The organism is Burkholderia sp. YIM B11467 (genome assembly GCF_052952715.1).
Genome location: NZ_JBQVSQ010000006.1, coordinates 394901 through 416930, shown reverse-complemented (window position 1 = coordinate 416930; position 22030 = coordinate 394901). Strand labels below are relative to the sequence as shown.

Sequence of the window (22030 nt, the reverse complement as noted above, 5' to 3'; positions counted from 1 at the left end):
AGTCGCGCCCCCGATCACACACCTGGAGACATCGATGAGCCGTCCGTTATCCCCGCCCGCCGCGCCACTGCGGCCCGGCCGCGCCGCCTTCGCGGCGTTCGTCGGCACCACGATCGAGTGGTACGACTTCTACATCTACGGCACGGCCGCGGCGCTCGTGTTCGGCAAGGTGTTCTTTTCGAGCACGATGGATCCCGGCGTCGCGACGCTGCTCGCGTTCGTCACGTTCTGGGCCGGCTTCGCCGCGCGGCCGCTCGGCGGGATCGTGTTCGGGCATCTCGGCGATCGCGTCGGCCGCAAGACCGCGCTCGTGATCACGCTGGTGATGATGGGCCTCGCGACGACCGGCATCGGCCTGCTGCCCGGTTATGCGCAGATCGGCGTATGGGCGCCGGCCGGCCTCGTCGTGCTGCGCGTGCTGCAGGGCATCGCGGTCGGCGGCGAGTGGGGCGGCGCGGTGCTGATCGCGAGCGAGAACGCGCCGAAGCATCGCAGCATCCTGTATGCGGCGTTCGCGCAGCAGGGCTCGCCCACCGGCAACCTGCTGGCGACGGCCGCGTTCTTCGCGCTGAGCGCGCTGCCGACGCCGTCGTTCCTGATGTGGGGCTGGCGCATTCCGTTCCTGCTGTCGGCCGTGCTCGTGATCATCGGCATGGTGATCCGGCTGAGGCTCGAGGAGTCGGCCGACATGCAGCGCGTGCTCGCCCGCAAGCGCACGGTGAAGCTGCCGCTGCGCGACGTCGTGCGCGATCACTGGGTGGTCGTGCTGCTCGCGGCCGGCACGCTGCCGGTGATCAACGTCACGTACTTCCGCAGCACGTTTGCGCTGTCGTGGGCGACGAAGGAACTCGGCTACGCGCAGGGCACGTTCCTCGGCATCCTGTCGATCTCGCTCGTCGTGCAGTTCCTGCTGCAGCCGGTCGGCGCGTGGTTCGTGTCGAAGGTCGACATGCGTCGCGCGATGTGCTGGATCCTGATTCCCGAGATCGTGCTGATGCCCGTGATGTTCCATGCGCTCGCGACGCGTTCGTACTGGGTGGCCGTCGCGGGCATGTGCATCTCGACGATTCCGTCGGCGATGTTCTACGGCGCGGTCGGCGGCGTGCTCGCGCGCGTGTTCCCGGCGAACATCCGTTATACGGGCCTGTCGCTCGCGTATCAACTGAGCGCGCTGGTCGTCGGCGGCGGCACGCCCGTGCTGGCACAGGCGATCCTCAACGCGACGGGCAGCATCGTCGGCGTCGCGGTCGCGTCGGGGCTTTACGCGCTCGTGTCGCTCGTCTGCATGCTGGCGCTGCTGAATCGCACCGGGTACCGCGCGGACGAACTGTCGACGGCCGAGCGCAGCGACGCGGCGGAATGGGGCGCCGAAGCCGAAAGTGCCGACAACGCGAGCGGCGGGGCGGAAGCGCCCGGCGACGCTGGCGCGCTGAAACCGGCCGGTTGAACCGCGCGAGCGCCGCAGCCGGAGAGGCCCGATCGCATCGATCGCACCTCCCCAAAAGGAAAACGGCACCGTGCGATACACGGTGCCGCTTTCAGTTGGAGCGCGCGACAGGCTGGCGGCCGGCCGTGCGCACTACGTCATCAGCCTTCCGTCGGCGGCACGTAGCCGGACGCCTGGTCCGCGCCGTCGCCGAAGAAGTATTTCTCGGTCTGCTTCATCAGGTACTGGCGCGCGCGCGGGTCGGCCATGTTCAGGCGGTTCTCGTTGATCAGCATCGTCTGCTGCTTGAGCCAGCCTTGCCATGCTTCCTTCGAGACGCTCTCGTAAATGCGCTTGCCGAGTTCGCCCGGCAGCGGCGGGAAATCGAGGCCTTCGGCTTCCTTGCCGAGCTTCGCGCATTGGATCATTCGAGCCATCGTTTACTTCTCCTGTAATCGGACTGGGGGAGGGCAGTCGTGCCTGCGCTCAGAGCTGCTTCATCAGCACGAGCGACTTGCGCTGCCAGTTATAGAGTTTGCGGCGGTCTTCCGGCAGGTCGTCGACGCTGACCTTGACGAAGCCGCGCTTGAGGAACCAGTGCTCGGTGCGCGTCGTGAGCACGAAGATGTGCGTGAGGCCGCGCGCCCGTGCGCGCTGCTCGATGCGCTTGAGCAGGCGTTCGCCGTCGCCCGAGCCCTGCGCTTCCGGCGCGACCGTCAGGCACGCCATCTCGCCGATCTTCTCCTGCTGGTACGGATACAGCGCCGCGCAGCCGAACAGCACGCCATCGTGCTCGATCACCGAGAAGTGGTCGATGTCGCGTTCGATCTGGTGGCGGCCGCGCCGCACCAGCGTGCCGTCCGACTCGAGCGGCTCGATCAGCGACAGGATGCCGCCGACGTCGTCCGGCGTCGCCTCGCGCAGGCTTTCGAGATTCTCGTACGAGATCATCGTGCCGACGCCGTCGTGCAGGAACAGTTCGAGCAGCATGCTGCCGTCGAGCGATTGCGGGATCAGGTGCGCACGGGTCACGCCGCCGCGGCACGCGCGGATCGAGTGCTTCAGGAAGAATGCGTCGTCGCCCTGCACGTTGCCGGAATCGAGCAGCTCGGCCGCCGCGTCGAGCGACATTTCGCGGATCAGCTCGCCTTCATCGTCGACGATGCCGGGGCCGTCGGTCAGGAACACGATCTTGTCGGCACGCAGCGCGATCGCGGCGGCCGAGGCGACGTCTTCCATCGACAGGTTGAACGCTTCGCCGGTCGGCGAGAAACCGAGCGGCGACAGCAGCACGAGCTTGCGGCTCGCGAGCGAATGACGGATCGATTCGGCGTCGATCTTGCGCACGATGCCCGTATGCGCGAAATCGACCCCGTCGAGAATCCCCACCGGCCGCGCGGTCACGAAGTTGCCCGACACGACGCTGATGTGCGCGTGCGCCATCGGCGAGTTCGGCAGACCCTGGCTGATCGCGGCCTCGATGTCGAGGCGCACTTCGCCGGCCGCTTCCTTCGCGGATTCGAGCGCGCGCGCATCGGTGATGCGCAGGCCGTGCGAAAACTCGGATTCGACACCGTGCAGGCTCAGCTGCTCCTCGACCTGCGGGCGCGAGCCGTGCACGAGCACGATCTGGATGCCCATCGCCTGCAGCAGCGCGATGTCGGACACGAGCGCGTTCAGCAGCCCCTGCTGCACCACCTCGCCGCCGAACCCCACGACGAACGTGCTGTTGCGGAACTTGTGGATATAGGGCGCGACGGAGCGCATCCAGTCGACGAACTGCGCGTGGCTGGCGGCCGAATCGTCGGCGGCCGGCGGCGTCGCGGCGCCGGTCTGGGCGGGAGGGAGGTCGGTTTGGGAATTCATGGGCGGGATTATAATGCGCCCCCATGTCGAATGTACCTAAAAGTCCCGCGCCGACGCGGGCCAAAGCGCCGTCGGCCCGGCACCCGGATGGTGCGGCCGATGCACGCCAGCAGCAGGGCCAGCCGCCGCGCCAGCAGCACGAAAAGCAGGCAGGCAAGGCGCCGCGCGGCGACGAGCGCCGCGGCGATGCGCGCCAGCCGGCCACGGCGGACGCGCCCCAGGCAACGGATGCGCGCGCGCCGCGCCGCGAGCGTCCGCCACGCGCCGTCGTCGCGCCGAATCCCGTCCCGCCGATCACGTACCCCGAAAGCCTGCCCGTGTCGGGCAAGCGCGACGAAATCGCGCGCGCGATCGCCGGTCACCAGGTTGTCATCGTCTGCGGCGAAACGGGCTCGGGCAAGACCACGCAGTTGCCGAAGATCTGTCTCGATCTCGGCCGCGGCCTCGGCGCCGGCGGCACGGGCCTGATCGGCCATACGCAGCCGCGGCGTCTCGCCGCGTCGTCGACCGGCCGCCGGATCGCCGAGGAACTCGGCACGCCGTTCGGCGAGGTGGTCGGCTACAAGGTGCGCTTCACCGACAATCTCGCGCCCGGCGCGTCCGTGAAGCTGATGACGGACGGCATCCTGCTCGCCGAGACGCAGACCGACCCGCTGCTGAAGGCGTACGACACGCTGATCATCGACGAGGCGCACGAGCGCAGCCTGAACATCGACTTCCTGCTCGGCTACCTGAAGGAAATCCTGCCGAGGCGGCCGGACCTGAAGCTGATCGTCACGTCCGCGACGATCGACGCCGACCGCTTCGCGCGCCATTTCGGCACCGACGAGCGCCCGGCGCCCGTGATCGAGGTCAGTGGGCGGCTGTATCCGGTCGAGATGCGCTACCGCCCGGTGGCCGAGGATCGCCCGGCCGTGAAGAATGCGGAAGGCACCGCGGGCCGCGATCGCGTGAAGACCGCGCGCGAAGCCGAGCGCGACCTGATGGACGCGATCGTCGACGCGGTCGACGAGCTGTGCCGCGAAGGCCCCGGCGACGTGCTGGTGTTCCTGCCCGGCGAGCGCGAGATCCGCGAAGCGGCCGAGGCGCTGCGCAAGCACCATCCGCCGCACACCGAGATCCTGCCGCTGTTCGCGCGGCTCTCCGCGGCCGACCAGGACAAGGTGTTCAAGGCGTCGAACGCGCGCCGGATCGTGCTCGCGACCAACGTGGCCGAGACGTCGCTGACGGTGCCCGGCATTCGCTACGTCGTCGATACCGGTCTCGCGCGCGTGAAGCGCTATTCGTACCGGAACAAGGTCGAGCAGCTGCAGGTCGAGTCGATCTCGCAGGCTGCCGCGAACCAGCGCGCGGGCCGCTGCGGCCGCGTGGCCGACGGCGTCTGCATCCGCTTGTACGAGGAAAGCGACTACCAGGCGCGCGTGCGCTTCACCGATCCGGAAATCCTGCGCTCGTCGCTCGCGTCGGTGATCCTGCGGATGAAGTCGCTGCACCTGACGGCGATCGAATCGTTTCCGTTCCTCGAACCGCCGCCCGGCCGCGCGATCGCGGACGGCTACCAGTTGCTCAACGAACTCGGCGCGGTCGACGACGACAACGCGCTGACACCGCTCGGCCGCGAACTCGCGCGGCTGCCGCTCGATCCGCGCGTCGGCCGGATGATTCTCGCCGCGCGCGACCAGCAGTCGCTGCGCGAGGTGCTGATCATCGCGAGCGCGCTGTCCGTGCAGGACCCGCGCGACCGCCCGATCGAAGCGCAGGAACAGGCCGACCAGGCGCACCGCCGGTTCGCCGACGAGCGCTCCGAATTCCTGCAGTGGCTGAAGATCTGGGCGTGGTTCGAGGACGCCGTCGCGCACAAGAAGTCGAATCGTCAGTTGATCGATGCGTGCCGGCAGAACTTCCTGTCGCACCTGCGGCTGCGCGAGTGGCGCGACGTCCATTCGCAGTTGCTGACCGTCGTGCGCGAGCACGGCTGGCGGCTCAACGAAGTCGAGGCGACTTACGAGCAGATCCATCTGGCCCTGTTGACGGGCCTGCTCGGCAACCTCGGCCTGAAGGCCGACGACGATCCGCACTACCTCGGCGCACGCGGGATCAAGTTCTACCTGTGGCCGGGCTCGGTGCTCGCGAAGAAGGCCGGCCGCTGGGTGATGGCGGCCGAACTCGTCGAGACGAGCCGGCTCTACGCGCGCTGCCTTGCGAAGATCGAGCCCGAATGGATCGAGAAGGTCGGCGCGCACCTGCTGAAGAAATCGCTGTCGGAGCCGCACTGGGAAAAGCGCCCGGCGCAGGTCAGCGCGTTCGAGCGCGCGACGCTGTACGGGCTGCCGATCTATCACCGCCGACGCGTCGCGTTCGGCAAGCAGGATCCGGCGCGCGCGCGGGAGCTGTTCATCCGCGGCGCGCTCGTCGAAGGCGAGTTCGACACGAAGCTCGCGTTCTTCGCGCACAACCGCAAGCTGCTTGCCGATATCGAGCAGCTCGAGCACAAGTCGCGCCGCCAGGACGTGCTGGTCGACGACGAACTGATCTACGCGTTCTACGACCAGGCGCTTCCCGAAGGGATCCACACGGGCGCCGCGTTCGAGCGCTGGTATCGCGACGAGGTGAAGCAGGGCGGCCAGCCCGAGGACAAGCCGCGGCTGCTGTACCTGTCGCGCGACGACCTGATGCGCCACGAGGCGGCCGGCGTGACGACCGAGCTGTTCCCGAAGCGCGCGACGATGGCCGGCGTCGAGATGGCGCTCACGTACCACTTCGAGCCCGGCACACCGCGCGACGGCGTGACGCTCGCGGTGCCGCTCTATGCGCTGAACCAGGTCGATGCGCGCCGCTGCGAGTGGCTCGTGCCGGGGATGCTGAAGGAAAAGGTGCAGCTGCTGCTGAAGTCGCTGCCGCAGAAGCTGCGCCGGCACTGCGTGCCGCTGCCCGAGTACGCGGCCGGCTTCGTCGAGCGGATGGGCCGCGAGCGCTTCGGCGCGGGCGGGCTCGTCGAGGCGCTGATCGCCGACGTGCGCGGCGAGACGCAGATCGCGATGAAGACGGCTGACTTCAAGCTCGAGACGCTGCCCGCACACCTGTTCATGAACTTCAAGGTGATCGACGAGCACGGCCGCCAGCTCGCGATGGGGCGCAATCTCGCGCAGCTTCGCCAGGAGCTGGGCGCGCAGGCGCAGCAGCAGTTCCAGAAGATCGCGGCGGCGTCGACGATCGCGACCGGCGGCGAGACCGATGCGGGGCCGGCAGCCGGCCAGGCGCCGGCGACTGCCGCCCCGGCCGGTGCCGTCGTCGGCCGTGGCGCGAAGCCCGGCAAGGGCACGGCGCCGCAGACGGGTGTCCCGGCGGAAGGCGGCGCGACGGCGCTGTACGAGAACCTGACGACGTGGAATTTCGGCAAGCTTCCCGAGCTGCTGGAAATCCGCCGGCGCGGCCAGACGCTGTACGGCTACCCGGCGCTGGTCGACCGCGGCACGCATTGCGACGTCGAGGTGTTCGATTCGCCGGAGGAGGCCGCGCGCATCCACCGGGCCGGCTTGCGGCGGCTGTTCGCGCTGCAACTGAAGGAACCGATCAAGTTCCTCGAGAAGAACCTGCCGGGCCTGCGCGAGATGGCGATGCAGTACATGTCGCTCGGCTCGCAGGACGAGTTGCGCGACCAGCTGATCGACACGGCGCTCGACCGCGCATGCCTGCAGGACCCGCTGCCCGACGACGACGCGAGCTTCCACGCGCGCCGCGACGAGGGCCGCAGCCGCCTGAACCTGCTCGCGCAGGAAATCGCGCGGCTCGTCGGGCAGGTCCTGGCCGAATACGCGGGGCTCGTGAAGAAACTCGCGCAGGCGAAGCCGTTCGCGCAGGCGCATGCGGATCTGCAGCAGCAGCTGGCCGCGCTGGTCGGCAAGCGCTTCGTGATCGATACGCCTTACGCGCAGCTTGCGCACTTCCCGCGCTACCTGAAGGGCATCGCGCTGCGGATCGACAAGCTGAAGGCCGATCCGGCGCGTGACGCGAAGCAGTCCGGCGACCTGCTGCCGCTCGCCCAGCAATACCAGCGCGCGGTGTCGCAGCGCGGCGGCGTCGCCGACCCGCGGCTCGCGGAATTCCGCTGGCTGCTCGAGGAATTGCGGATTTCGCTGTTCGCCCAGGAACTGCGCACGCCGATGCCGGTCTCTGTCAAGCGGCTGCACAAGGTCTGGGAGTCGATGCAGCGCTAGCGCAACAGCGGTTTCCCGGCCCGCACCGGCGGCCGGCGACGGTCGGCCGCGCGGCGCTTGCCGCACCGGCCGATCCGGCCGCCGCCGCGTGCGTCGAAGTGGCGCAATGCCGGCTTCCGTCAACCGGCGGGGCCGGTTGAACGTTTTACAATGACGGTTGTTCCTCGACGTGAGTCTTCATGCGCACTTTCCTTTCCCTCGGCCGCACGCTCGTGCTGGCCGCCGCCGTGCTGGCGCCCGCCGCACACGCGAATAACGTGATCGTCCTCAATTCGGCCGAAGCGACGCTTTCCCTGATCGACCAGCAGACCCGCCAGGTCGTCGGCACGATGCCGACCGGCAAGGAACCGCACCACCTGATGGCCACGCCCGACAACGGTTCGCTGATCGTCGCGAATTCGGTCTCGAACAGCCTGATGTTCGTCGATCCGAAGACGGGCAAGCTGCAACGCACGGTCGAAGGCATCGAGGATCCATACCAGCTCGGCTTCTCGCCCGATCACAAGTGGTTCGTGTCGACCGGGCTGCGCCTCGATCGCCTCGACATCTACAGCTACGACGGCCGTGACGTGAAGATCGCGAAGCGCGTGCCGCTCGCGGTGATGCCGAGCCACCTCGCGTTTACGAAAGACAGCAAGACGGTGCTCGTGTCGCTGCAGGTGTCCGGCGAGATCGCGGCGGTCGACCTCGCTACCCAGACGGTCAAGTGGAAGATGCCGGTCGGCAAGGTGCCGGCGGGCCTGTGGCTGACGCCGGACGACAAGTACCTGCTCGTCGGGATGACGGGCGCCGATTACGTGGCGGTCGTCGACTGGCGCAACCAGAAGGTTGTGAAGACGATCCAGACCGGCAAGGGCGCGCACAACTTCCGCTCGCTCGCCGACGGCACGCACGTCGCGGTGACGAACCGGGTCGCGAACACGATCAGCATCATCGACGAGAACACGCTCACCAACGTCGGCGACATCACCGGCCTGCTGCCGGGGCCGGACGACATGGAGCTGTCGGCCGACAAGAAGACGCTGTGGGTGACGTTCCGTTTCGCGAAGAAGGTCGGGATCATCGACCTGCCGTCGCGCAAGCTGGTGCAGACGATCTCCGTCGGCCGCTCGCCGCACGGCATCTACTTCTACGACCGCGCGCCGTGGAAGGCGGCGAACGGCGCGTGACGGACGGAGGCGAACGATGCTGCACCTGATCGATGCGTTCGTGTCGGACATCCAGACCTGGCTGTACGTCGACGTCGTGCAGCCGCTCCTCTTCAAGTTCAACCTGATGGACTATGACGAGGACACCTACGACGCGCTGTACTGGGTGATCGTCGGCGCGCTGCAGATGGTGCTGATGTTCGCGCTGCTGCGCCCGCTCGAGGCGCTGCTGCCGGTCGAACGCTGGAAGAACCGCCGGGCCGTGCGGGTCGACGTGATCTACACGGCGATCTCGAAGCTCGGCATCTACACGCTGTTCTTCTTCTTCGCGCTGCAGCCGGTGTTCGACAACTTCCAGGCATGGCTGCGCCTGCACGGCGTCTCGAACTTCAACCTCGACTATCTGTGGCCGGGCGTGACCTCGCAGCCGATCGTCGCGTTCGCGATCTACCTCGTCGTGCTCGACTTCGCCGGCTACTGGTATCACCGCTGGCAGCACAAGTTCGGCATCTGGTGGGAGCTGCACGCCGTCCATCACAGCCAGCGGCAGATGTCGCTGTGGTGCGATGACCGCAACCACCTGCTCGACGACGTGATCCAGTCGTGCTTCTTCGCGTCGATCGCGCTCGTGATCGGCGTGACGCCGTCGCAGTTCGTCGTGCTGACCGCGTTCACGAACTTCATGCAGAGCATCCAGCATACGAATGCGCGGCTGTCGTTCGGCTGGCTCGGCGAGCGCCTGCTCGTGAGCCCGATCTTCCACCGGCGCCACCACGCGGTCGGCTACGGCCACGAAGGCACCAAGTACGGCTGCAACTTCGGCGTGCTGTTCCCGTGGTGGGACATGATGTTCGGCACCGCGTCGTGGAACCGCACGGTCGAGCCGACCGGCATCCGCGACCAGGTCGAGGGCGTGTCCTACGGCGAAGGCTTCTGGGCGCAGCACGGCCTCGCGTTCGTGCGGATCTTCCGGCGCCTGTTCCCCGCGAAGCGCGGCGCGGCGTCGGCCTGATCCGGTTACTCCGCCGTTGAACGCCTCTCCCACGCGGCCCGCATGCGCTTTGGCGCATGCGGGCCGCGTGGTTTATCCTTTCCCCGTTTTTCTCCGTCGATACAGGCCCGCATGAACGACCTGCTGCGTTCCTTCGTCCGCGCATTGGCGAGCGCATTGCATCCGCGCATGCTCTGGCTCACCCTGATGCCGTTCCTCGTCTCGGCCGTCCTGTGGGGCGTCTTGCTGTGGTTCTCGTGGCAGACGCTGATCGACGCCGCGCGCGGCGCGCTCGACGGCTTCGTGCTGACGGCCGCGCTGTATCGCGCATTCGACGCGATCGGCATGTCGCAACTGCATGCGGTCGTCGCGCCGTTCGTCGTCGTGTCGCTGGCGATTCCGCTGATCGTGCTGACCGTGCTGCTGCTGATCGCGACGATTTCGATGCCGGTCGTGATCAAGCACCTGTCGAACCGGCAGTTCGCGGCGCTCGAGTCGAAGCGGGGCGGCACCTTCTTCGGCAGCGTGTTCAATTCGCTGTGGGCGGCGCTGGCCGGCATCGTCGTGCTCGTCGTCACGATTCCGTTGTGGCTGATCCCGCCGTTCTTCGCGCTGCTGCCGCCGGTGATCTGGGGCTGGCTCACGTATCGCGTGATGACCTACGACGCGCTCGCGCTGCACGCGAGCCGCGACGAGCGCCGTACCCTCGTGAAGCAGCACCGCTGGCCGCTGATCGGCATCGGCGTCGCGACCGGGCTGCTCGGCACCGTGCCGACCTTCGTGTGGGTGTCGTCGGTCTGGATGATGGTGCTGTTCCCGTTCGTCGCGGCGGCCATGATCTGGGTTTACGCTTTCATCCTCGTCTTCTCGGCGCTGTGGTTCGGGCACTATTGCCTGCGCGCGCTGGAGGACTTGCGCGCCAGCGCGCGCGCCACCGCAATCGACATGGGGCAGGCATGAGCATCGGCATCATCATCATCGGCGACGAAATCCTTTCGGGCCGCCGGCAGGACAAGCATCTGGCGAAGGTCATCGAGCTGCTCGGCGCGCGCGGTCTCGCGCTCGACTGGGCCGAATACGTCGGCGACGATCCGGCGCGCATCACGGCGACGCTCGCGCGTGCGATCGCGTCGGGCGACATCGTGTTCTCGACGGGCGGCATCGGCGCGACGCCGGACGACCACACGCGCCAGTGCGCGGCCGCCGCGCTCGGCGTGCCGCTCGAACTGCATCCGGAAGCGAAGGTGCTGATCTCGGAGCGGATCCGCGAAACGCACGCCGATCCGGCCACGCCGGTCGACTTCGACTCGCCGGAGAACCAGCACCGCTTCAACATGGGCGTGTTCCCGGTGGGCGCGACGATCATCCCGAACGGCTATAACCGGATTCCCGGCTTCTCGGTCGGCGATCTCCACTTCGTGCCGGGCTTTCCGGTGATGGCGTGGCCGATGATCGAATGGGTGCTCGATACGAAGTACGCGCACCTGCATCACGCGACGCCGCACGCGGAGCGCTCGCTGTACGTGTTCGAGCTGCCGGAATCGACGCTCACGCCGCTGATGGAACGCATCGAGCGCGACTTCCCCGGCGTGCGCGTGTTCAGCCTGCCGAGCGTCGGCGACGCGGAGCGCGGCGGCATCTACGCGCGCCGTCACATCGACCTCGGCGTGAAGGGCGAGCCGGAAGCGGTCGCGGCCGCGTTCGTGAAGCTGCGCGAAGGCGTGCACCTGCTCGGCGGCGACGTCGTCGAGCCCGACCTGCCGCGCGCCTGAGCGGCGCGCAAATCGGCCGCACAAAAGCCACGGGCCGCGCAACGCGGCCCGTCATCGGCATGTCATCGCCCGGCTCGACGATGGTGCAGTTGTCACCGCCGGGAGGGGCGTGCCGTCAGGCGCCGATCCAGGGCAGCTTGCGGAAGCACCAGCCGTCGACCGTCTTGCGATGGCCTTCGGCGTCCTTCGCGCCCTCGAAGCCTTCGAGCAGGTCGAACGCCTTGGTGAAGCCGGCCTGCGACGACGCGACCGCGGCGAGCTTCGAGCGCGCGGCGCTGCGGCACAGGAACAGCACGGGCGTATCGGGCGGGAGGGCGGCCTTCAGTTCGTTGACGAATTCGGCGTTCGGCACGCCGCCCGGGTAGCGCGTCCATTCGAGGTGCAGGTACTGGCCGTCGCCGACGAGCGGACGGCCGATCCAGTCGAGTTCGGCGCGGGTGCGTACGTCGACGAGGCGCGCCGACGGGTCGAGTTGCAGCAGTTCGAATGCTTCGACCGGCAGCAGTGCGCCGGCGTAGTTGAGCGCGCCTTGTGCGCGGCGTTCGTCGGCCTTCGCGTAAAGCTGGTCGAGCGTACTCATGGCGGAGAGTCTCCTGTCGGTCAAACGAACATTCTAGCGCGGCGTCGCTTCCCGGATGTCCGTATGCGGTACGGTGCGCGCACCGCACACGCGTTCACCAAAAGAGTGCAGAATGGCGTGCGTGCACCAAAATGATTCAACGGGTTCGGCGTGTTTCGACGATTGCACCATACAGGTGCTTTCGGTTGGCGGCCGATGCGGCCCCGGGCCCCGGAATCGCGCAGCACAGCCCCGTCGCGGCGAGCGCCGGCGCGATTCGCGCCAATCTTGCGCATGGGTGGCACGGAAGCTGCTTTATAGAATTCGGTCAAATCGGGGCGCGCTGCGCAAAAGCTTGATCCCGATCAGCTCGATAAACGAGGCGGTTCCCAGTCCGCCGGAATTGTTCAATCAGGAGAAGAGGTTATGAGTAAAACCGTCGCCGACGTCATGCAACTCGTGAAGGACGAGGACTGCAAGTTTGTCGATTTCCGCTTCACGGATACGCGCGGCAAGGAACAGCACGTGTCGGTGCCGGTTTCGGCGTTTGACGAAGACAAGTTCGAAAGCGGTCATGCATTCGACGGTTCGTCGATCGCGGGCTGGAAGGGTATCGAGGCGTCGGACATGCTGCTCATGCCGGACCCGAACGCTGCCTTCATCGACCCGTTCTATGAAGAGTCGACCCTCGTGCTGACCTGCGACGTGGTCGAGCCGGCAGACGGCAAGGGCTACGAGCGCGATCCGCGTTCGCTCGCGAAGCGCGGCGAAGCGTACCTGAAGAGCACGGGCATCGGCGACACGGCCTACTTCGGTCCGGAGCCGGAATTCTTCATTTTCGACTCGGTCCAGTGGAACACGGACATGTCGGGCTGCTTCGTGAAGATCAACTCGGAAGAAGCACCGTGGTCGGCCGGCAAGGAATTCGAAGGCGGCAACACGGGCCACCGTCCGGGCACGAAGGGCGGCTACTTCCCGGTCGCACCGGTCGACACGTTCCAGGACATGCGTTCGGAAATGTGCCTGCTGCTCGAACAGCTCGGCATCCCGGTCGAAGTGCACCACCACGAAGTGGCGGGCCAGGGCCAGAACGAAATCGGCACGAAGTTCTCGACGCTGGTCGAGCGTGCGGACTGGACGCAATGGTCGAAGTACATCATCCATAACGTCGCGCACTCGTACGGCAAGACGGCGACGTTCATGCCGAAGCCGGTCGTCGGCGACAACGGTTCGGGCATGCACGTTCACCAGTCGATCTGGAAGGACGGCCAGAACCTGTTCGCGGGCAACGGTTATGCCGGCCTGTCGGAACTGGCGCTGTTCTACATCGGCGGCATCATCAAGCACGCCCGTGCGCTGAACGCGATCACGAACCCGACGACGAACTCGTACAAGCGTCTGGTCCCGCACTTCGAAGCACCGGTCAAGCTCGCTTACTCGGCGCGCAACCGTTCGGCATCGATCCGCATTCCGCACGTGTCGAACCCGAAGGGCCGCCGTATCGAAACGCGCTTCCCGGATCCGATGGCGAACCCGTACCTGTGCTTCACGGCGCTGATGATGGCCGGCCTCGACGGGATCCAGAACAAGATCCATCCGGGCGAAGCCGCGGACAAGAACCTGTACGACCTGCCGCCGGAAGAAGATGCAAAGATCCCGACCGTTTGCGCGGGCCTCGACCAGGCACTCGAAGCACTCGACAAGGATCGCGAGTTCCTGACGCGCGGTGGCGTGTTCACGGACGGCATGCTGGATGCGTACCTCGCGCTGAAGGAGCAGGAGCTGGCGAAGTTCCGCATGACGACGCACCCGATCGAGTTCGAGATGTACTACTCGCTGTAATCGGCGATGGCGCTTCGATTCAGCGCCGTTTTGCCGGTTCGTTCCCGTCGCGCGGCTTGCGGCGGGAACGGCGGAGTCTGAAAGGGGACGGCGTCCAGCCGTCCCTTTTTTGTTCCGAGGATTTTCATTTTCTGGCCCGTTGAGGCGCGACAAGCACGCAGATGGTTCTGAAGAATCTGATCAAGGCGAAGACGGGGCAACCCGAGCGACTGACGGACGACGAGCGGCTCGCGCGCTCAGGCCTGCTTGCGGGGCTGGAAGCGCTGCCGACGGTCGTGATCGTGCTCGACCGCAAGACGCTGCGGATCGCGTTCGCGAACCCGTCCGCGGAAGCGATGCTCGACATCTCGCGCCGGCAACTCGCGCAGCGGCCGTGGGGCGAGATTTTTCCGAATGCGAACGAACTCGCATCGACGATCACCGCGATCGGCGAGGAGCGCTTTCATGCGACGCATCTCGATACCGTGCTCGACCGGCCCGGCCGCGAACCGCTGCACGTGCATGCGATCGTCGGTTTCCTCGAGACCGCGCCCGATTTCGTGCTCGTCGAGTTGTTCGAGAACGAGCGGCAGTCGCGTACCGATCGCGAGGAGCGCATCCACGATCTGACCGCGGTCAACAAGCAGCTGATCCGCAACCTCGCGCACGAGATCAAGAACCCGCTCGGCGGAATTCGCGGCGCAGCCCAGCTGCTCGAATTCGAACTCGGCGAGCGCGAGCGCGGCGAGTTGCGCGAATACACGCAGGTGATCATCAAGGAGTCCGATCGCCTGCAGACGCTCGTCGACCGATTGCTGGAGCCGCATCGGCATCCGCATATCGTCGGCGACGTGAACATTCATGAAGTGTGCGAACGCGTGCGCGCGGTGATGCTCGCGGAATTCCCGCGCGGGCTCACGATCGAGCGCGACTACGACGTGAGCGTGCCGGATCTGCGCGGCGACAAGGAGCAGCTGATCCAGGCGCTGCTCAACATCGTGCGCAACGCCGCGCAGGCGCTGCGCGAACGGATCGCGCAGGGCGACGCGAAGATCGAGCTGCGCACGCGCATCGCGCGCAAGATCACGATCGCGAAGCGCCTGTACAGGCTGGCACTGGACTTGCATGTGATCGACAACGGGCCCGGCATTCCGGAAGAGATCCGCGACCGGATCTTCTATCCGCTCGTGTCCGGGCGCGAAGACGGCAGTGGTCTCGGCCTCACGCTCGCACAGACGTTCGTGCAGCAGCACGACGGGATGATCGAGGTCGAAAGCCGGCCCGGACGTACCGAATTTCAGATCCTGCTACCGCTCGACCATTGAGCGGCGGCAGTGCGATTCACCGGATTTCCCCATTCTGACCGACCTATGAAGCCGATCTGGATAGTTGACGACGACCAATCGATCCGCTGGGTGCTTGAAAAGGCGCTCGCCCGGGACAGCTTCGCGACGAAGAGCTTCGCGAACGTGCGCGACGCGCTGGCCGCGCTCGACCACGAGACACCGCAGGTGCTCGTGTCCGACATCCGGATGCCGGGCGGCTCGGGCCTCGAGTTGCTGCAGGCGATGCACGAGCGCCTGCCGGGCCTGCCCGTCATCATCATGACGGCGTTCTCCGATCTCGACAGCGCCGTGGCGGCGTTCCAGGGCGGCGCGTTCGAATACCTCGCGAAGCCGTTCGACGTCGACAAGGCGGTCGAGCTGATCCGCCGCGCGGTCGAGGAAAGCCTGCGCGGCGGCACGCCGCAGGACGAGCGTGTCGCCGAAGCGCCGGAGATGCTCGGCCAGGCGCCCGCGATGCAGGACATGTTCCGCGCGATCGGCCGCCTGTCGCACTCGGCCGCGACCGTGCTGATCACGGGCGAGTCGGGCACCGGCAAGGAACTCGTCGCGCGTGCGCTGCATCGTCACAGCCCGCGTGCGAACGGGCCGTTCATCGCGCTGAACACCGCGGCGATTCCGAAGGACCTGCTCGAATCCGAGCTGTTCGGTCATGAGCGCGGTGCGTTCACCGGCGCGCAGACGACCCGCCAGGGCCGCTTCGAGCAGGCCGAGAACGGCACGCTGTTCCTCGACGAAATCGGCGACATGCCGTTCGACCTGCAGACGCGCCTGTTGCGCGTGCTGTCGGACGGCCAGTTCTATCGTGTCGGCGGGCACAATCCGCTGCGCGCGAACGTGCGCGTGATCGCCGCGACGCACCAGAATCTCGAGGCGCGCGTGCGGCAGGGGCTGTTCCGCGAGGACCTTTACCACCGGCTCAACGTGATCCGGCTGCGCCTGCCGCCGCTGCGCGAACGCAGCGAAGACATCGCGCTGCTCACGCGCCACTTCCTGCAGAAGAGCGCGCGCGATCTCGGCGTCGAGCCGAAGCGGGTGTCCGACGACGCGCTGGCATACCTGACGTCGCTGGCGTTTCCCGGCAACGTGCGGCAGCTCGAGAACCTCGCGAACTGGCTGACCGTGATGGCGCCCGCGCAGACCGTCGAGATCAAGGATCTGCCGCCCGACCTCGTGCCGGCCGGTGCGCCGGTCGTCGCGACGGGCGACGGCATGGATGCGCACGGCAACGGCGGCGGCGCGCTGGCCGGGCAGCCGGCCATCGGTGCGGTGCCGGTGGCGTCCGCGCCCGTTGCGGCCGCGCCGAACGGTGCGCCGGCCGGTTATCCGGTGTGGGAGCATGGGCTGCGCACCGAAGTCGCGCGGCTGTTGCGCGAGAACTCGGCCGACGTGATGGACGAGCTCGCACGCCGCTTCGAGGCGGCCGTGATTCGCGAAGCACTCGACTTCACCCGCGGCCGCAAGGTCGAGGCCGCGGAGCGGCTCGGCATCGGCCGCAACACGATCACGCGCAAGATCCAGGAACTGCATCTGGAGCCCTGAGCATGATTCGCGGCACGCGCGGGCATCGCGCGTGCCGCGATCGGACATAATCGCGGTTTGCCGTTACGCTTATCCGCAATGTCCGATTCCTTCCGCTGGCCCGCCGGGGCCGACCCGTTCCGTTTCCTCGAAGCGCTCGACAGCAAGCGCGCCCGCACGTGGGTCGACGAGCAGAATGCACGCACGCGCGCCGCGCTGCGCGACGACGATGCGTATCGCGCGCTCACGGCGCGTCTCGCGAAAGCGTATCTGCCGCGCGAACGCCCGGTGATTCCGACCCGCTGGCGCGACTGGGCCTACGACCTGTGGCAGGACGATCTCCATCCGAAGGGGCTGTGGCGCCGCACGCGCTGGGATGACTGGCGCGCCGGCCGGCCGGCGTGGGAAACGCTGCTCGACGTCGATGCGCTCGGTGCCGAAGAGGGCGAATCGTGGGTGTTCGAGCAGGACGCGATCCTGTATCCGGACGGCGACCGCGCGCTCTTGTCGCTGTCGCCGGGCGGCGCCGACGCGGTCGTCGTGCGCGAATTCGATCTCGTCGAGCGCCGTTTCGTCGATGGCGGTTTCACGATCGACGAGCCCGGGCATCACACGATCGGCTGGATCGACCGCGACACCGTCTACGTGAGCTGGGATCGCGGCGAAGCGCATGCGACCGCGGCCGGTTATCCGTATGAAGCACGGCGCTGGGTGCGCGGCACGCCGCTCGCCGACGCGCCCGTCGTATTTCGCGGCGAACCCGACGACATCAGCGCGGGCGCGGGGTTCGATCCGATCGACAACCGTCACGTCGCGTGGCGCAGCGTCGACTTCTTCGACGCGCATGCGTACCGGCTGACGGAGGCGGGCGACTGGGCGCGCTACGACGTGCCGACGCATGTCGAAGTCGGGTTCTGGGAAGGCTGGCTCGTGCTGGAGCCGCGTCTCGACTGGGATTGCGACGGCGTGCGCCATGCGGGCGGCTCGCTGCTGGCGATCCGCGAGCAGGCGTTCATGGACGGGGCGCGCGACTTCACGACGCTGTTCGCGCCGCAACCGTCGACGTCTGCGTGTACGTGGACGCACACGCGCACGACGCTGATCGCGAGCTGGCTCGACGACGTGCACAACCGCACGATGCTGTGGCAGCCGCGGCAGGCCGATGACGGTACGTGGGCGTGGGACGCGCGGCCGTTCGACTGGGCGGGCGACGCGCAGATCGACGTCGAGCCGGTCGAGTCGACGCTGAACGACGAGATTTACGTGGACGTCGACACCTATCTCGACCCGCCCGAATGCTGGCTGGCCGATCTTGCCGATCGCGCGGCCGATGCGCCGTCGCGCCGCGTGCTGCTCGACCGGCCGCCGGTGCAGTTCGACGCGGCCGGGCTCGTCGTGCGCCGCGCGAGCGCGCGCTCGCGCGACGGCACGGTGGTGCCGTACACGCTGATCGGGCCGAGCGATGCACTCGATGCGCCCGACGGCGCCGCGCGCATCGCACGACCGTGCCTGCTGTCGGGTTATGGCGGCTTTGCGATCCCGAACCTGCCGGGCTACAGCGACGCGTTCGGCATCGCGTGGCTCGAACGCGGCGGCGTGATGGCATTCGCGCACATCCGCGGCGGCGGCGAGTTCGGGCCGCGCTGGCACGTCGACGCGCAGCGCGAACACCGGCAGCGCTCGTTCGACGATTTCATCGCGGTGGCCGAGGATCTGGCGGCGACGGGCGTGACGACCGCCGCGCAGCTCGGTATCGAGGGCGGCAGCAACGGCGGGCTGCTGGTCGCCGCGTGCATGGTGCAGCGGCCGGAACTGTTCGGCGCGGTGCTCTGCCGCGTGCCGCTGCTCGACATGCGGCGTTATCCGAAGCTGCACGCGGGCGCCGCATGGCTCGACGAATACGGCGACCCCGACGATCCGCGCGAGGGCGCGGCGCTGGCCGCGTATTCGCCGTATCACCGCGTGCGCGAAGGCGTCGCGTATCCGCCGTTACTGCTGACGACGTCGACCCGCGACGACCGCGTGCATCCCGCACATGCGCGCAAGATGACCGCGCGCATGCAGGCGCTTGGTCACGAACAGGTGTGGTACTGGGAGAACACCGACGGCGGGCACGGCAGCGCCGACGATCTGGAACGCGCCGAATCCGACGCGGCCGAATTCGGGTTCCTGTGGGCCCATCTCGGGCCGGCGCCCGCGCGTCGCTGAACGCGCGCGGGCGGCGCGATCAGCCGACGACCGCGACGACGGGCGTGTGGTCGGACGGCTGTTCCCACGTGCGCGGCGTGCGGTCGACCTCGCACGACGTGCAGGTTTCCGCGAGCGCCGGCGACAGCAGGATGTGATCGATGCGCAGCCCCGCGTTGCGGCGGAACGCCATCATCCGGTAGTCCCACCACGTGAAGGTCTTCTCGGGCTGTTCGAAGCGGCGGAACGCATCGACGAAGCCAAGCTCGATCAGCTGCTCGAAGTGCGCGCGCTCCTGCGGCGACACGAGGTTCTGGCCTTCCCATTTCGCGGGGTCGTGCACGTCGCGGTCTTCCGGCGCGATGTTGTAGTCGCCGAGCAGCGCGAGCTTCGGGTAGCGCTGCAGTTCGGTGCGCAGCCACGCTTGCAGCGCGTCGAGCCACTGCATCTTGTAGGCGAACTTGTCGGAGTCGGGCGCCTGGCCGTTCGGGAAATACGCGGACACGATGCGCACGCCGTCGACCGTCGCGGCGACCACGCGCTGCTGCGGATCGTCGAAACCGGGGATGTTGCGCACGACATCCGCTTCGTCGACGGGCAGCGTGTCGCGCGCGAGGATCGCGACACCGTTGTAGGTCTTCTGGCCCGTGAACCAGCTGCGGTAGCCGGCCGCTTCGAGATCGGCGCGCGGGAATTTCTCGTCCGGCAGCTTCAGTTCCTGCAGGCACAGCACGTCGGTCCCGCTTTGCGCGAGCCAGTCGAGCACGTGCTGCTTGCGGACGTTGAGCGAGTTGACGTTCCAGGTGGCGATTTTCATGAACGGAAGTGTGCGTGCGGGATAAATGCGGAGGGCGCCATCTTACCGCGAGCACGTGGTGCGAACGTGCGCGTCGCGATGAAGGCACACGCATCAGGGGCACTGCATCGGGGCGGGTAGAAAGGATTGTGACAAAAGTGTTGACGTAAGTACTTCCTCACCCTATAATTTATTTCTCTGACGCGGGGTGGAGCAGTCTGGCAGCTCGTCGGGCTCATAACCCGAAGGTCGTAGGTTCAAATCCTACCCCCGCAACCAAGCACACCAGACGATGTGCAGCGCAAGTGACCACTGCGCGCTTCGTCGACAGGAACCCGGCCCCGTGCCGGGTTTTTTGTTTTCCGCGCGCGTATCAGCGTGCCGCCCACTCCACGGCCGCCTTCGCATGCAGCGCGGTCGTGTCGAACACCGGCAGCGGCGAGTCGTCCGCGCCGATCAGCAGCGTGATTTCCGTACAGCCGAGGATCACGGCCTGCGCGCCGCGCGCCGCCAGACCTTCGATGATCGTCACGTATGTCGCGCGCGACGCCGCGTCGACGATGCCGTGGCACAGCTCGTCGTAGATGATCCGGTGCACGTCGTCGCGGCCGCGTTCGTCCGGCACCAGCACCTCCATCCCGAACTTTTCGCGCAGCCGCTGCGCATAGAACGGCAACTCCATCGTGTAGCGCGTGCCGAGCAGCGCGACGCGCTCGATGCCCGCGTCGCGCAGCGCGGCGCCGGTCGGGTCGGCGATATGCAGGAACGGCAGTGTCACCGCGGCTTCGATCGCTTCGTGCACGCGGTGCATCGTATTGGTCGTCAGCACGACGAGATCGGCGCCGGCCGCTTCGAGCTGCCGCGCGGCGTCGGCCATCCGTTCGCCGAGCGCGTCCCAGTCGTGCGCGCGCTGCAGCGCTTCGATCTCCGCGAAATCGACCGTCACCAGCACGCTTTTCGCGTTGTGGTGCCCGCCGTGCAGCACTTTCGAGTGGCGGTTGATCAGCCGGTAGTACTCGGCCGACGATTCCCAGCTCATTCCGCCGATCAGTCCGATCGTCTTCATCCGTCGCCTCTGCATGTCGTGTGTCGTGGCAGACGAGTATAGGGGCCGCAACCGGCGCACGGGCGGTACGATCCGCGTGAAGCGGACCGGTACGGCACCGCCGGGCCGGGCGGCCGATGGCGGGCACACGCGACAGTTGAAACCGGCACTGTGTTTTTGTACAGTATCGGCACCGTGAACCCGACCACCATTCCGCCTGCCGATCCGCACGCACCGCCGCCGGGCGACGCGCTGCCGCGCATGCGCAAGATCATCCACTGCGATTGCGACTGCTTTTACGCATCGGTCGAGATGCGCGACGACCCGTCGCTGCGCAACCGGCCGCTTGCGGTCGGCGGCCGGCCCGACCAGCGCGGCGTGATCGCGACCTGCAACTACGAGGCGCGGCGCTACGGTGTGCATTCGGCGATGTCGTCGGCGCTCGCGATGCGCAAGTGCCCGGACCTGCTGATCCTGCCGTCCGCGATGGACAAGTACCGCGCGGCGTCGCGGCAGATCATGGCGATCTATCGCGATTACACGCCCGACGTCGAGCCGCTGTCGCTCGACGAGGCGTACCTCGACGTCAGCGGCTCCGAGCGGTGCCAGGGCAGTGCGACGCTGATTGCGCGCGAGATCCGCCAGCGCGTGCACGACACCGTCGGCGTGACGGTGTCGGCCGGTGTCGCGCCGAACAAGTTCATCGCGAAGATCGCGTCCGACTGGAACAAGCCCGACGGCCTGTTCGTCGTGCGGCCGCACGAGATCGACGCATTCGTCGCGGCGCTGCCGGTGCGCAAGCTGCACGGCGTCGGCAAGGTGACGGCCACGCGGCTCGACCGGCTCGGCATCCAGACCTGCGCGCAGTTGCGCGACTGGCCGCTGATCGACCTGCATCGCGAGTTCGGCACGTTCGGGCGGCGGCTGTACGAACTGTCGCGCGGGATCGACGAGCGGCCCGTGCAGGCCGACCAGGAGCGCAAGTCGGTCAGCGTCGAGACGACCTACGTGACCGACCTGACGACGCTCGAGCAATGCGCGGACGAGATCCGCCGCCTTGTCGTGGAGCTCGATGCACGCATCGCGCGCGCGGGCGCCGCGCGGTCGATCCGCAAGCTGTACGTGAAGATTCGCTTCGCCGATTTCCAGCGCACGACGGTCGAGTGCGTGGCCGACGCGACGAATGCGGACACGGCCGTCACGCTGCTCGCGAAGGGGTTGCAGCGGCGCGCGCAGGCCGTGCGGCTGCTCGGCGTGGGCGTGCGCATCGACGAGGACACGGCCGAGCGTCACGGGCAGTTTTCGCTGTTCGACGACGAATCGTCCGCACCATGAAAA

General features: G+C 67.5%; 16 protein-coding genes and 1 tRNA gene. 12 read left to right on the top strand and 5 right to left on the bottom strand.

Features of this window, described 5'->3' with window-relative positions:
• The first annotated feature begins 34 nt into the window (after positions 1-34).
• On the top strand, positions 35-1447 hold the full coding sequence (locus ACTRWB_RS22850; RefSeq protein WP_446903272.1) for an MFS transporter: 1413 nt from the start codon (positions 35-37) through the stop codon (positions 1445-1447).
• A gap of 140 nt (positions 1448-1587) precedes the next feature.
• Here the strand turns inward: ACTRWB_RS22850 and ACTRWB_RS22845 are convergent, their stop codons facing one another.
• Positions 1588-1863 carry an oxidative damage protection protein gene (locus ACTRWB_RS22845; protein WP_006478357.1) on the bottom strand — a complete coding sequence of 92 codons (276 nt, stop codon included), beginning with the start codon at positions 1861-1863 and terminating at the stop codon, positions 1588-1590.
• 49 nt (positions 1864-1912) lie between these two features.
• Positions 1913-3292: an amino-acid N-acetyltransferase gene (gene argA, locus ACTRWB_RS22840; protein WP_129512519.1), complete on the bottom strand. Its 1380-nt coding sequence runs from the start codon at positions 3290-3292 to the stop codon at positions 1913-1915.
• Positions 3293-3315: 23 nt separating this feature from the next.
• On the opposite strand from argA, the gene hrpA reads away from it, so the two are divergent.
• The 5 genes from hrpA (at position 3316) to ACTRWB_RS22815 (ending at position 11420) form a co-directional block, all read left to right on the top strand.
• Positions 3316-7509: an ATP-dependent RNA helicase HrpA gene (gene hrpA, locus ACTRWB_RS22835; protein ID WP_446903271.1), complete on the top strand. Its 4194-nt coding sequence runs from the start codon at positions 3316-3318 to the stop codon at positions 7507-7509.
• A 179-nt stretch (positions 7510-7688) separates the two neighbouring features.
• The gene (locus ACTRWB_RS22830) at positions 7689-8678 is read left to right on the top strand and encodes a YVTN family beta-propeller repeat protein (RefSeq protein ID WP_446903270.1); all 990 of its coding nucleotides are present in this window, start codon (positions 7689-7691) and stop codon (positions 8676-8678) included.
• Positions 8679-8694: 16 nt separating this feature from the next.
• On the top strand, positions 8695-9669 hold the full coding sequence (locus ACTRWB_RS22825; protein ID WP_048248805.1) for a sterol desaturase family protein: 975 nt from the start codon (positions 8695-8697) through the stop codon (positions 9667-9669).
• Positions 9670-9780: 111 nt separating this feature from the next.
• Positions 9781-10608: an EI24 domain-containing protein gene (locus ACTRWB_RS22820; protein ID WP_129512516.1), complete on the top strand. Its 828-nt coding sequence runs from the start codon at positions 9781-9783 to the stop codon at positions 10606-10608.
• Entirely contained in the window at positions 10605-11420 is an 816-nt protein-coding gene (locus ACTRWB_RS22815; RefSeq protein WP_446903269.1) for a competence/damage-inducible protein A, read from the top strand. Before ACTRWB_RS22820 ends, ACTRWB_RS22815 begins: the two co-directional genes overlap by 4 nt.
• Positions 11421-11535: 115 nt before the next feature.
• Here the strand turns inward: ACTRWB_RS22815 and ACTRWB_RS22810 are convergent, their stop codons facing one another.
• A complete protein-coding gene (locus tag ACTRWB_RS22810) occupies positions 11536-12000 on the bottom strand; it encodes a rhodanese-like domain-containing protein (protein WP_048248801.1) in 465 nt (154 codons plus the stop codon).
• A 405-nt stretch (positions 12001-12405) separates the two neighbouring features.
• On the opposite strand from ACTRWB_RS22810, the gene glnA reads away from it, so the two are divergent.
• From glnA to ACTRWB_RS22790, 4 genes are all read left to right on the top strand, one after another.
• Positions 12406-13821: a type I glutamate--ammonia ligase gene (glnA, locus tag ACTRWB_RS22805; protein WP_129512515.1), complete on the top strand. Its 1416-nt coding sequence runs from the start codon at positions 12406-12408 to the stop codon at positions 13819-13821.
• A 161-nt stretch (positions 13822-13982) separates the two neighbouring features.
• A complete protein-coding gene (glnL, locus tag ACTRWB_RS22800) occupies positions 13983-15125 on the top strand; it encodes a nitrogen regulation protein NR(II) (protein WP_048248798.1) in 1143 nt (380 codons plus the stop codon).
• 45 nt (positions 15126-15170) lie between these two features.
• Positions 15171-16685, top strand: coding sequence for a nitrogen regulation protein NR(I) (ntrC, locus tag ACTRWB_RS22795; protein ID WP_446903268.1), 1515 nt, complete (start codon positions 15171-15173; stop codon positions 16683-16685).
• 78 nt (positions 16686-16763) lie between these two features.
• On the top strand, positions 16764-18872 hold the full coding sequence (locus tag ACTRWB_RS22790) for a prolyl oligopeptidase family serine peptidase (protein WP_446903267.1): 2109 nt from the start codon (positions 16764-16766) through the stop codon (positions 18870-18872).
• 19 nt (positions 18873-18891) lie between these two features.
• Here ACTRWB_RS22790 and xth read toward each other — a convergent pair whose 3' ends face one another.
• Entirely contained in the window at positions 18892-19668 is a 777-nt protein-coding gene (gene xth, locus ACTRWB_RS22785; RefSeq protein ID WP_446903266.1) for an exodeoxyribonuclease III, read from the bottom strand.
• A 181-nt stretch (positions 19669-19849) separates the two neighbouring features.
• Here xth and ACTRWB_RS22780 point away from each other — a divergent pair.
• Positions 19850-19926 (top strand) — tRNA-Met (locus ACTRWB_RS22780).
• Positions 19927-20020: 94 nt separating this feature from the next.
• Here ACTRWB_RS22780 and ACTRWB_RS22775 read toward each other — a convergent pair.
• Positions 20021-20713 carry an aspartate/glutamate racemase family protein gene (locus ACTRWB_RS22775; protein ID WP_446903265.1) on the bottom strand — a complete coding sequence of 231 codons (693 nt, stop codon included), beginning with the start codon at positions 20711-20713 and terminating at the stop codon, positions 20021-20023.
• Positions 20714-20863: 150 nt separating this feature from the next.
• Here ACTRWB_RS22775 and dinB point away from each other — a divergent pair, with 150 nt between their 5' ends.
• Positions 20864-22027, top strand: coding sequence for a DNA polymerase IV (dinB, locus tag ACTRWB_RS22770; protein WP_446903264.1), 1164 nt, complete (start codon positions 20864-20866; stop codon positions 22025-22027).
• Positions 22028-22030 lie beyond the last annotated feature (3 nt).